The organism is Psychrobacillus sp. OK032, assembly GCF_900111345.1.
Classification (GTDB): domain Bacteria; phylum Bacillota; class Bacilli; order Bacillales_A; family Planococcaceae; genus Psychrobacillus.
This window is the reverse complement of the sequence record NZ_FOGY01000001.1, coordinates 122032-134625: the sequence shown is the minus strand read 5'-3', so window position 1 is coordinate 134625 and position 12594 is coordinate 122032. Positions and strand designations below refer to the sequence as shown.

The window sequence follows — 12594 nt, the reverse complement described above, 5'->3', positions numbered from 1 at the left end:
AATCATTGAGGGGAGGTGACTAATGTGTCAACAGTATTAGAACGCGTAACAAAAGTAATCGTGGATCGTCTAGGTGTAGATGAGAGCGAAGTCAAGCTAGAAGCATCTTTCCGTGATGATCTAGGTGCTGACTCCCTAGATGTGGTTGAATTAGTAATGGAACTTGAAGATGAGTTCGATATGGAAATTTCAGATGAAGATGCTGAAAATATTTCAACTGTAGGTAGTGCAGTTAGCTATATTGAAAGTAAACAAGGCTAATGACAAATAGCGAAAAGAGACGTTCTACTTATTCCAAGTGAATAAGGATAGGACGTCTCTATTTCTTTTTGCACAATGCTTTATAAACAGGTAAACTTAAAAGCATACATGATAAAGCAGAAAAGTGAGGAAGGCAGATTATTCATGAAAGTAAATCGCAAAAATAATCAAATTAGAAAAACAGTATTCTCTGAAATTGTGAAAGAAAATTTTGAGCAATTTCAACAGCATTTTCAAATTCAATTTAATAATCCAGCGCTATTGTATCAAGCCTTTACCCATTCATCCTATGTGAATGAGCATCGACGGAAATTTTTTGCCGATAATGAACGATTAGAATTTCTTGGTGACGCCGTATTAGAATTATCTGTTTCCCAATATTTGTTTCAGCAATATACAATGATGAGTGAAGGGGAGTTAACGAAGCTCCGTGCAGCAATCGTTTGTGAGCCTTCGCTTGTGTTATTCGCCAATGAGTTAAACTTTGGTAAATATGTATTGCTTGGAAAAGGAGAAGAACTAACAGGCGGACGGGAAAGACCAGCGTTACTTGCAGACGTTTTTGAGGCGTTTGTAGGTGCATTATATTTGGACCAAGGGCTAGACGAAGTCGTCTCCTTTTTAGAAAAAATTGTTTTTCCGAAAATAGAACTCGGTGCTTTTTCGCATGTGATGGATTATAAAAGTCAGTTACAGGAAGTTGTTCAACAACATAATAATGGAACGCTTAGCTATGAAATTGTAGAGGAAAAAGGACCGGCGCATAATCGGACGTTTGTTTCTCGCGTCCTTCTGAACGCAAAAGAATTAGGAATCGGAAAAGGTCGTTCTAAAAAAGAAGCAGAGCAACAAGCAGCAAGACTTGCGATACTTGCAATAAAGGATCAAGAACAGGGGGAATAATCATTGTTCCTTAAGAGATTAGAAATTATTGGTTTTAAGTCATTTGCAGACAGAATTGGTATAGATTTTGTACCGGGAGTTACAGCGGTTGTAGGTCCTAATGGAAGTGGAAAAAGTAATGTAACCGATGCGATACGTTGGGTATTAGGAGAGCAATCCGCTAAATCACTACGTGGAGCAAAAATGGAAGATGTTATTTTTGCGGGTAGTGATTCTAGAAAAGCGTTAAACTTTGCAGAAGTTACATTAATATTAGATAACTCGGATAACTTGGTGCCGCTTGATTTTGCAGAAATTAGTGTAACGAGAAGGGTTTTTAGGTCCGGCGATAGCGAATATTTATTGAACAAACAAACATGTAGATTGAAGGACATTACGGATTTGTTTATGGATTCTGGTCTTGGAAAAGAAGCTTTTTCAATTATTTCACAAGGTCGGGTCGATGAAATATTAAATAGTCGTCCGGAAGATAGAAGAACTATTTTTGAAGAAACTGCTGGAGTGCTGAAATACAAGCAACGGAAAAAGAAAGCGGAATTTAAACTAATCGAAACAGACGATAATTTGAATCGTGTATTAGATATATTACATGAATTAGACAGTCGTATGGAGCCTTTACAAATTCAGTCTTCTCTTGCATCCGACTATTTACGAATGTCTGAAGAACTAAAAGGTATTGAGATTGCTGTAATTGCGCATGATTTACGATTATATGTTCAAGAAAACGCTGCATTACATAGTAAATTACAAGCAATGGAAGAAACAAAACTATCACTTTTAGAACAAATTCATACGATGGAAGTTTCTATTCAAAAAGATCGAAAAGCAATGTCTCAAATAGATGAAAAGTTGGATGCAGAACAAAGTGAATTAGTAGAGACAAGTTCTGAGTTAGAACGGTTAGAAGGTCGTAAGCTTTTACTTGCGGAAAAGCAACATAATGCAAGTCAGCAAATTTCGCAACTTAGAAAAACGCTAGAAGAGGAACAAGAAAAACTTGTTTCTTTTGAGCAACAATTATCAGAAATTAATGTTTCCAAATCGGAAAAACAACTTCTGTTAAAAGAACTTCGTAGTAAAAAGCATCAAATCGATCTTGTATTAAGTAAATCTGCCTCAGAAGTAGAAGACGAAATAGAAGAGTTGAAAAGCACGTATATCGATCTATTAAACGAAGAAGCGACTATGAAAAATGAAATGAAGCATATGGAACAGCAATTGCATTTTGAACATGTTTCTTCCGAAAAAATGTTTGAAGACTATCGGGACATAAAAGAAGAGTTAGAAAAACTTACTTCCCGTAAACAGGAATTAGACAAATTATTAACAACTTGTCAAAAAGAATTAGAACAAAAATTACGCGACTTCGCTCAGAAACGAGATGCATCGGAACAACTGGAAACGACATTTGAAGACCAGCAAACAATGCTCCAAAAAGCGTATCAAATGAAGCATCAAATGCAAGCAAGAAAAGATTCGCTAGAAGAGTTAGAGTCTGAGTTTTCAGGGTTTTTCCAAGGGGTAAAAGAAGTATTAAAAGCAAGAGACAAAAAAGAATTACAAGGAATTCATGGGGCGGTAGCGGAGTTAATCCAAATACCACATGAGTATATGAATGCAATTGACACAGCTATTGGTCAACAGTCTCAACATATTATTACGGATACGAGCCAAGATGCGCGGATGGCGATTGAATGGTTGAAAAAGAAAAAGGTCGGTAGAGCAACATTTTTACCGCTCCAAGTGATGAAGTCCCGTAAATTAAACGAGCATACATTAGCTTCGATTAGTGGGCATCCATCATTTGTCAATACAGCGGATAAGCTTGTAAATTATAGTAATGGCTATCAAATTATCGTAGAAAACTTGCTAGGGAATATTATTATTGCAAAAGATTTAAAAGGCGCAAATGAAATGGCGTCTCGTTTGCAATATAAATTTCGATTTGTCACATTAGATGGAGATGTAGTCAACGCTGGTGGTTCACTCACTGGTGGTTCGGTTAAACAGCAATCTTCTCTATTTACACGGAAAGCGGAGCTAGATCAATTAAATGACAAGCTAATTGAACTAGAAAAGTCTGTTTACCAAGCGGAAAAAGCCGTTTCTTCTAGGAAACAAGAAGTTCAGCAGTTAAAAATTGAGTTAGAGGAAAATCGACTTGCAGGCGAAACATTACGAGGAGAAGAGCATAGACTGCTTTCTGAAACAAGAGAATGTGCCGCGATCATTTCTCGACTTACCCATCAATTACTGGAATACGATGAAGAAAAAACAGAAAAGAATAATTTACAAGAAAACCTAGTTCGTAAAAAAGAACAAACTGCGATTAGAAATGCTGAGATTAAGGAATCACTAGCCACTATACAGCAAACTATTGATCAACTACAATTGCTGAAGCAACAATCCATTGAAGAGAAAGACAAGTTTCAAAATGAACTTGGGGAGCTATTATCTCAAATCGCCGTAGTAAACGAACAAGTTTCCCAGCAAGAAAAAGAAAAAGTACAGCTGGAAAGCTCTATTTTAACGAGCACCCAAAAAGTGGCAACATTACAAAAGGAAATTGCATGGTATGAAAATGGTGAGCAAGGTGGTACTTCTGCGGAAGAACTTGTTTTGCTGATCGGCCAACTTAAAGTGAAAAAAGATCAGTTAATTGAACAAATTCAGTCTGGTAAAACAAATAGGTTGGACCTTGTGCATCAAATAAGTAAGCTAGAACATTCATTAAAGTTAGTGCAAAATGAAGCAAATCAACATACAAATGTAGAACGAGAACTTGAAATCAAGTTAAGCAAGTTAGAAGTAGAGATGAACACGCTACAAAATCATTTAGAAGAAACGTATGAAATGACTTTAGAAGAGGCAGAGCGTGATTTTCCGTTTAATTTAGAGGAAGATTTGGCACGTAAAAAAGTGAAGTTACTGAAACTTTCTATTGAGGAACTTGGACCGATTAATTTGGGGTCCATTCAAGAATTCGAGCAAGTCAGTGAACGTCATGCATTTTTGACTGAACAAAGAGAGGATTTACTATCTGCCCAAGAAACATTGCATGAAGTGATTAAAGAGATGGACGAAGAAATGACGATTCGTTTTGAGACTACTTTCTTGGAGATACAGAAACATTTTAAAGTAGTATTCCGCGAATTGTTCGGTGGTGGTCAGGCTGACTTAATCCTTACAGATCCAACTTCTTTATTGGATACAGGTATTGATATTATCGCGCAGCCTCCGGGGAAAAAGTTACAAAATCTTTCCTTGTTATCAGGCGGGGAGCGTGCACTAACAGCGATTGCTTTATTGTTTGCTATTCTTCATACAAGACCAGTTCCGTTTTGTATTTTGGATGAGGTGGAAGCGGCACTTGATGAAGCAAATGTCACTCGTTATAGTGATTATTTGAAGAAGTTTAGTCATGATACACAGTTTATCGTCATCACACACCGAAAAGGGACGATGGAAGGTGCGGATGTATTGTATGGGATAACGATGCAAGAATCCGGAATTTCTAAATTAGTTTCTGTTAAACTAGAAGAACAATTAGTAACAACGTAAAGGAGTTTATACGGATGAGTTTTTTTAAGAAATTAAAAGAGAAGTTAGTTGGTACAACGGAAGAAGTCCAAGAGACGGTTACGATTACCAATAAATTCAAAGAAGGATTAGCAAAAACGAGAAACCAGTTTACTTCTAAAGTAAATGACCTTGTAGCGAAGTATCGCAAAGTAGATGAAGATTTTTTCGAAGAATTGGAAGAAATATTACTCCAAGCAGACGTTGGGTTTGAAACAGTAGATGAGCTAATGGAAGCATTGCGCTTTGAAGTACAGCGTAAAAATATAAAAGATACTGCTGGAATTCAGTCTGTTATATCGGAAAAATTAGTAGAAATTTATGAAGCTGGCGATGAAAATACAACAGATTTGAAATTGGAAGAAGAGGGATTATCTGTTATTTTATTTGTCGGGGTAAATGGCGTTGGAAAAACTACTACGATTGGAAAACTTGCGCATCGTCTAAAAGGTGAAGGGAAAAAAGTGATGCTTGCTGCCGGAGATACATTCCGTGCAGGAGCTATTGACCAACTTCAAGTTTGGGGCGACCGCGTCGGTGTAGAAGTGATTAAACAAGCAGAAGGCTCTGACCCAGCTGCTGTTATGTATGATGCTATCAGAGCAGCTAAAACGAGAAATGCAGATGTATTAATTTGCGATACTGCTGGTCGACTTCAAAACAAAGTAAACTTAATGAATGAATTAGAAAAAATACATCGCGTTATTTCTCGGGAAATACCGAACGCTCCGCATGAAGTATTACTTGCATTAGATGCTACGACGGGTCAAAATGCACTTGTGCAAGCGCAAACGTTTAAAGAAGCTACAAATGTTACAGGTATCGTATTAACAAAGCTAGATGGTACAGCAAAAGGTGGTATTGTGTTAGCTATTCGTACGAAATTGCATATACCAGTGAAATTCGTTGGGCTTGGTGAACAAATGGATGACCTGCAACCGTTTGATGCAGAGAAATATGTATATGGACTTTTCGCAGAAGGTCTAGAGCATGAAAGCGAAAGTGAAAATGAATCAGACAAGTAATTTTACTTGACAGATGAACCAACTGTTACTAAACTAGAGAATGACAATTGAATTGGAGAGATGGAAATGATTGAAAAAACAACTCGTATGAATTTTCTCTTCGATTTCTATCAGGCTTTATTAACCGATAAGCAAAGAAGCTATATGCAGCTTTATTATTTAGATGATCTATCACTTGGAGAAATAGCAGAAGAATATGATATTTCGAGACAAGCAGTTTATGATAACATTCGACGGACAGAGGCAATGCTAGAAGAATATGAAGAAAAGCTAAATCTGTTTACGAAATTTGAAAAACGGCAAGAAACGATTGATGATCTACTGCTAGTAGTAAAGGATCAATCATCTGAAGAAACACTGATTCAACTCATTAATCAATTAAAAGAATGGGATTAGGAGGCGAACGAGCATGGCATTTGAAGGATTAGCTGAGCGACTCCAAGGGACGCTTCAGAAAATCAAAGGCAAAGGAAAAGTTTCTGAAGCAGATGTAAAAGAAATGATGAAAGACGTAAGACGTGCATTAATAGAAGCGGACGTTAACTTAAAAGTGGTAAAAGAATTCGTCAAAAATGTATCCGAACGAGCAGTTGGCCAAGAAGTAATGAAAAGTTTAACTCCCGGTCAACATGTCATTAAAATCGTTAAAGATGAACTAACGGAGTTAATGGGTGGGGAGCAAAGTCAAATTTCTTTTGCAACGAAACCTCCGACTGTCATTATGATGGTTGGACTTCAAGGTGCAGGTAAAACAACTACTACTGGGAAGTTAGCAAATCTACTGCGCAAAAAATACAACAAAAAGCCTTTACTTGTTGCAGCGGATATTTATCGACCAGCGGCAATAAAGCAGCTAGAAACGCTCGGAAAGCAGTTATCTTTACCTGTTTTTGCATTAGGGACAGATATTTCACCTGTTGAAATTGTGAAACAGGCACTAGAACATGCAAAAGAAGAGCATCATGATGTTGTAATGATTGATACAGCAGGTCGACTTCATATTGACGAAACGCTTATGCAAGAGCTTAAAGATATTCGTGCAATAAAAGAGCCAGACGAGATCTTTTTAGTTGTCGATGCGATGACGGGGCAGGATGCAGTCAATGTTGCGAATAATTTTAACGAAACCATTGGTATCACAGGAGTTCTCTTAACGAAATTGGACGGAGATACTCGTGGTGGTGCGGCTTTATCTATCCGTTCCGTAACGCAAAAGCCTATTAAATTTGTCGGGATGGGCGAAAAAATGGACGCTTTAGAGGCTTTTCATCCAGAGCGTATGGCTTCCCGTATTTTAGGTATGGGAGACATGATGTCTCTTATCGAAAAAGCGCAAGCAAATGTAGACGAAGAAAAAGCGAAGGAATTAGAAGAAAAATTCCGTACGCAATCTTTTACATTTGATGATTTTCTAGAGCAAATTAGTCAAATGAAACAAATGGGACCATTAGATGAAATTATAAAAATGCTTCCAGGGGCAGGCAAGATAAAAGGGTTAGAAAATGCTAAAATCGATGAAAAGCAAATGGATCGTGTAGAAGCAATCATTTATTCGATGACAACGCAAGAAAAAACTACTCCCGATATTATTAATGGTCCAAGAAAAAAACGAATTGCAAAAGGATCTGGAACGTCCATCCAAGACGTGAACAGATTACTGAAACAATTCGAAGACATGAAAAAAATGATGAAACAAATGACGAACATGCAACAAAAAGGAAAGAAAAAGATGAGAATGCCTGGTTTAGACTCACTTTTTAAGTGAGATTTCTAGAAAAAAATTAGGGTGTTAAGAAAAAACACTTTACAAACAAATAAAAGCTTGATAATATACTATCTTGTGTGAAACTATTCGGAGGTGCAGTAAAAATGGCAGTTAAAATTCGTTTAAAACGTATGGGAGCAAAAAAATCTCCTTTCTATCGTATTGTAGTAGCAGACTCTCGCGCTCCACGTGATGGTCGTCAAATTGAAACAGTAGGTACTTACAACCCACTTACAAAACCAGCTGAAGTTAAAATTAACGAAGAATTAGCGTTAAAATGGCTTCAAGACGGTGCGAAACCATCTGATACAGTACGTAACTTGTTCTCAGAACAAGGAATTATGGAAAAATTCCATAACGCAAAACTCGGCAAATAATCGGAGGGGACAATGTGAAGCAGCTGATCGAAGCAATCGTTAAACCATTAGTTGATTATCCTGATAAAGTTCAAGTTGAAGAAGAGGAGAATGTAAACCGTATAGTTTATAAACTTTCTGTTCATCCTGAAGATATGGGAAAAGTAATTGGCAAACAAGGGCGAGTAGCGAAAGCCATTCGTACTATTGTTTACTCAGCAGCAGGCAGTCACCAAAAGAAAAAAACATATGTCGATATTCAAGATTAAGGGAGAACACTTTGTTCTTCCTTTTTTGATAGGTCTAGCGCAAGCGCCTTGCCCCTCGGGGTCAAATGGGGAAAAGCTGAGGAGCTGCCTCCTGGGCCCGCACGATGCGGCGTACTTAGGGTGCCTTCCCACACCGTTTGCCTGTCGGGGCAGACATAGGCGCATCCGCTTTTCTAGATAGGAGGTAATTATAGATGGAATGGTTTAATGTTGGTAAAATTGTAAATACGCATGGTATTTGGGGAGAAGTTCGCGTTATTTCTACAACTGACTTTGCAGACGAACGATATGAGGTAGGTAGCGAACTTGGGCTTTTTAAAGCGGATGGATCTAAACCGATTATCGTTAAAGTGGCTAGTCATCGTAAGCATAAAAACTTTGATTTATTAACATTTGAAGGATATACATTATTAAAAGATGTAGAGGTTTTCCGTGATGCTGTATTAAAAGTATCAGAAAAACATCTTTCCGATTTAGAAGATAATGAATTTTATTATCACGAGATTATCGGCTGTTCGGTTGAATCTTTAGAAGGTGAAGTAATTGGAACTGTTACGGAAATCATTCAAACGGGAGCAAATGACGTTTGGGCAGTTCAACCTGAAAAAGGGAAAACACATTATATTCCGTATATCGAGGACGTTGTTAAAACAGTCGATATTGAAAATAAAAAAATTACGATTGACGCGCTGGATGGTCTGTTATCATGATGAACATTCATATTCTTTCGCTTTTTCCTGAAATGTTTACGGGGGTTTTTAATTCCTCTATTTTGAAAAAAGCGCAGGAAAAAGAGGAAGTTGCGATCAATGTAGTCAACTTTCGAGACTTTTCCGGCAATAAACATCATCAAGTAGATGATTATCCATACGGCGGCGGTGCTGGTATGGTGTTGAAGCCAGAACCCATTTTTAATGCAGTAGAATCGCTTATTACACAAAGGGAACATAAACGACGTATTATACTTCTTTGCCCTCAAGGAGAGCGATTTACGCAACAAAAAGCAGAAGAACTTGCGAAAGAAGAAGAACTCATATTCATTTGCGGTCATTATGAAGGCTATGACGAACGGATACGAGAACATTTAGTGACAGATGAAATTTCCATTGGAGATTTTGTTCTTACAGGCGGAGAGTTAGCAGCGATGACTGTTGTTGATAGTGTTGTAAGACTTTTACCGAATGTATTAGGAAAAGCTGAATCACATGAACAAGATTCTTTTTCGACGGGATTATTAGAACATCCGCATTATACTCGTCCTGTAGAATATCGTGGCTATAAAGTGCCGGATATTTTATTATCGGGTAATCATGCGGCCATTGATAAATGGAGAAAAGAGCAGTCGCTGAAACGAACGGTAGAAAGAAGACCTGATTTGTTAGACCAGCTTGAGTTAAGTGAGACCGAAAAACAATTTATTAATGAATTAAAAAGCAAATTATAATTGCATGTAACAAGAAGTTATGATATATTCTATTATGTACTTTTATGTAAAGTACTGATTTTGGGTGTTCCGCTGCAACAGCTAATGTGTGTAAGAGCATTCTAGAGAAGGAGAGAAAATGATGCAAAACATTATTTCAGAAATCACAAAAGAACAATTACGTACAGATCTTCCTACTTTCCGTCCTGGTGACACTGTTCGTGTACACGTTAAGGTAGTAGAGGGAACTCGCGAACGTATCCAAATGTACGAAGGTGTTGTAATTAAACGTCGTGGAGGCGGAGTTAGCGAAACTTTCACAGTTCGTAAAATTTCTTCTGGCGTTGGTGTTGAACGTACATTCCCTGTACACACACCAAAAATTGCAAACTTAGAAGTTACTCGTCGTGGTAAAGTTCGTCGTGCTAAATTGTACTACTTACGTGAACTACGTGGTAAAGCAGCTCGTATTAAAGAGCGTCGCTAATAGTAAAAGTAAATGTTGTAGTGAAGGTGATGCCACTTTTGCTACAACATTTTTTCTTTTTCAGTCTCTATGAAATATTTACATTTTAAAAAATGATGTGTTACATTATACACTTGATTATTACTCATATTATTTATTGTAGTGGAAGGCGGCGACTCCAGCGGGAATAGCTTAAGCTGAAGACCCCGCACTGAGTGAAGGAACAAAGGCTAAGTACGTCACATCGAACGGAAGGCAATCTAATCCGCCGCGTTCTGTGGGCCTCAACGCCTTTGTGACCAACATCCTGTTGGCCCTGGCCGAAGTCGAAGCCCGTGGAAAAGGTCCGCCTATAAAGGAAATAATAGTATAGTTTAACTGTGTCTAAAAAAATGTTGTCATTCCTTTTGCTTGAAACTAATTTTCCTTGTACAATATAAATAGTGAATAAAGGGGGCAAATTAATGGAACAAGTAAAAAAGGAAAAGAATGAATTATGGGAGTGGTCGAAAGCTCTTTTAATCGCTTTTGGACTAGCAGCAATAATTCGTTTCTTTTTATTTACACCAATCGTAGTAGACGGAGAATCCATGATGCCTACTTTAGAAAATGGCGACCGTATGGTTGTTAACAAGATTGGCTACATGGTTGGCGAACCAGATCGTTACGATATAGTAGTATTTCATGCACCAGAACAAAAAAATTATATTAAACGAGTGATTGGTTTACCCGGCGATCATCTAGAGTTTAAAAATGATCAATTATTTATTAATGGAAAAGAACTACCAGAACCATATTTAGAGCAGTATAAGAGCGAAGTCAGTGAAGGAACACTTACAGATGACTTCACTTTAGAAGATATTACGCAAAAGCATAAAATCCCAGAAGGATACATATTCGTAATGGGAGATAATCGTAGATACAGTAAAGATAGCCGACATATTGGTCTCGTTGCCATTGACGAAGTGATTGGAAACACGAACTTCGTATTCTGGCCTATGGATGATATTGGTTTTGTGAAGTAAAGAAGGTGGTACCGAAATGACGATTCAATGGTTTCCTGGTCATATGGCCAAAGCGAGAAGAGAAGTAACGGAAAACTTAAAACTAGTAGACATTATTTTTGAGTTAATAGATGCACGATTACCGTTGTCTTCTAGAAATCCGATGATTGATGAAGTGGTTCATCAAAAAACTAGATTACTTATCCTAAACAAAATGGATATGGCAGACGAGGCGCAGACAAAAAAATGGATCGCCTATTTTGAGTCAAAAGGGCATGCTGCTGTCGCGATAAACTCTTTAGAAGGAAAAGGATTGCAAACTGTTTTTAAAGCCGCTAAAGAGCTTTTAAAGCCGAAATGGGATCGTATGAAAGACCGGGGCATAAAACCTCGTGCAATTCGAGCGATGATTGTTGGAATTCCGAACGTCGGAAAATCTACACTCATTAACCGATTTGCAAAGAAAAATATAGCGAGAACTGGTAATACGCCAGGCTTGACCAAAAAACAACAATGGATCAAAGTGGAAAAGGAAATAGAATTACTCGATACACCGGGTATTCTTTGGCCAAAGTTTGAAGATCAACAAGTCGGATACAAGTTGGCGCTCACTGGTGCGATAAAAGATGCATTAATCAATATGGAAGACCTAGCTGTTTATGGGCTTCGTTTTCTACAAGAACATTATCCAAAGCGTATGGAAGAACGTTATCAGCTAACAGAAGTTAGTGAAAATTTAGTGGATACGTTCGACCATATTGGAAAGCTACGGAGATGTTATGCGGGTGGAGGCGAAATTGATTATGATCAAGTCGCTGAGTTAATTGTTCGAGACGTCCGTGGTCTCCAGCTTGGTAGATTGACTTTCGATTTTGTAGATGAATATCAATAGAAATATACCCTTTTTGCCACCAGGTAAAGAGGGTTTTCTTGTGTTTTTGAAGTGGATAGTAATGCGTCATAAGGAAGTTACCTCTAGAATTTCCGCTGGAGTCGCCCCCCTTCCGCTGCAATTAATAGAGCTTGCTGACTAATCAGTATCTGAACTCAATAGAGCTTTAGAGTTATCAGGATGACCACGCCAAATCTGGTATGAATCCAGAAAATGGCTTAGAGCAACCGTCTGGTCATTGATAGCAATCAATTAATAGTCGAGAGCAATCATTTCTCATGGTATACCTTCACTAGTCATGAGATGACATTTTCTAATTAGCTATCATATACATTGCGTAATTGAAAGTTTCGAGTAAAGATGGCTGTCTTGCGCTTAGTTCAAATAATGAGCAAAGGCTGATTTTAACTAAGCTAAGGATAGTAGGGGGATAAGCCAATGCCCTATTCAGTTTTGCTATTGATTTAGCTAGCATTTTCCATTGATTTTCGCTGCAGGAGGCGACTCCAGCGGGAATAGCAGATGTTTTCTGCACCGAAAGCGTCCGACTGAAATCATAGTGGTCGCCTAATAGAGCTTTTTGTTGCACATTATCTCTAAAATCTAAAATATAGATTCAAATAGTTAAAAAACGAATGTATAGAAATAATT

At 37.7% G+C, this 12594-nt stretch carries 13 protein-coding genes; all 13 read left to right on the top strand.

Features of this window, described 5'->3' with window-relative positions:
* Window positions 1-24 precede the first annotated feature (24 nt).
* The 13 genes from acpP to ylqF all read left to right on the top strand — a co-directional run bounded on the left by acpP (window position 25) and on the right by ylqF (window position 11943).
* Complete coding sequence (gene acpP / locus BMZ04_RS00695; protein WP_093263354.1) at window positions 25-261, top strand: acyl carrier protein; 237 nt, start codon at window positions 25-27, stop codon at window positions 259-261.
* 144 nt (window positions 262-405) lie between these two features.
* Complete coding sequence (gene rnc, locus BMZ04_RS00690; protein ID WP_093263350.1) at window positions 406-1164, top strand: ribonuclease III; 759 nt, start codon at window positions 406-408, stop codon at window positions 1162-1164.
* Between the two features lie 3 nt (window positions 1165-1167).
* Window positions 1168-4725 (top strand): chromosome segregation protein SMC, encoded by a 3558-nt coding sequence (gene smc / locus BMZ04_RS00685; RefSeq protein ID WP_093263345.1) that lies wholly within the window; start codon window positions 1168-1170, stop codon window positions 4723-4725.
* 14 nt (window positions 4726-4739) lie between these two features.
* Entirely contained in the window at window positions 4740-5768 is a 1029-nt protein-coding gene (ftsY, locus tag BMZ04_RS00680; protein WP_093263341.1) for a signal recognition particle-docking protein FtsY, read from the top strand.
* Between the two features lie 66 nt (window positions 5769-5834).
* Window positions 5835-6164, top strand: coding sequence for a putative DNA-binding protein (locus BMZ04_RS00675; protein ID WP_255367742.1), 330 nt, complete (start codon window positions 5835-5837; stop codon window positions 6162-6164).
* Between the two features lie 13 nt (window positions 6165-6177).
* Window positions 6178-7533, top strand: a complete 1356-nt coding sequence (gene ffh / locus BMZ04_RS00670) for a signal recognition particle protein (RefSeq protein ID WP_093263332.1) — start codon at window positions 6178-6180, stop codon at window positions 7531-7533.
* Window positions 7534-7637: 104 nt separating this feature from the next.
* On the top strand, window positions 7638-7910 hold the full coding sequence (gene rpsP / locus BMZ04_RS00665; protein ID WP_093263327.1) for a 30S ribosomal protein S16: 273 nt from the start codon (window positions 7638-7640) through the stop codon (window positions 7908-7910).
* Between the two features lie 14 nt (window positions 7911-7924).
* The gene (locus tag BMZ04_RS00660; RefSeq protein ID WP_093263322.1) at window positions 7925-8158 is read left to right on the top strand and encodes a KH domain-containing protein; all 234 of its coding nucleotides are present in this window, start codon (window positions 7925-7927) and stop codon (window positions 8156-8158) included.
* A 194-nt stretch (window positions 8159-8352) separates the two neighbouring features.
* Complete coding sequence (gene rimM, locus BMZ04_RS00655) at window positions 8353-8868, top strand: ribosome maturation factor RimM (protein WP_093263318.1); 516 nt, start codon at window positions 8353-8355, stop codon at window positions 8866-8868.
* Entirely contained in the window at window positions 8868-9602 is a 735-nt protein-coding gene (trmD, locus tag BMZ04_RS00650; RefSeq protein ID WP_093265407.1) for a tRNA (guanosine(37)-N1)-methyltransferase TrmD, read from the top strand. Before rimM ends, trmD begins: the two co-directional genes overlap by 1 nt.
* A gap of 121 nt (window positions 9603-9723) precedes the next feature.
* On the top strand, window positions 9724-10068 hold the full coding sequence (rplS, locus tag BMZ04_RS00645; protein WP_093263315.1) for a 50S ribosomal protein L19: 345 nt from the start codon (window positions 9724-9726) through the stop codon (window positions 10066-10068).
* A 443-nt stretch (window positions 10069-10511) separates the two neighbouring features.
* The gene (gene lepB / locus BMZ04_RS00640) at window positions 10512-11072 is read left to right on the top strand and encodes a signal peptidase I (RefSeq protein ID WP_093263312.1); all 561 of its coding nucleotides are present in this window, start codon (window positions 10512-10514) and stop codon (window positions 11070-11072) included.
* A gap of 16 nt (window positions 11073-11088) precedes the next feature.
* Window positions 11089-11943, top strand: coding sequence for a ribosome biogenesis GTPase YlqF (gene ylqF, locus BMZ04_RS00635; protein ID WP_093263308.1), 855 nt, complete (start codon window positions 11089-11091; stop codon window positions 11941-11943).
* The last annotated feature ends 651 nt before the right edge of the window (window positions 11944-12594 follow it).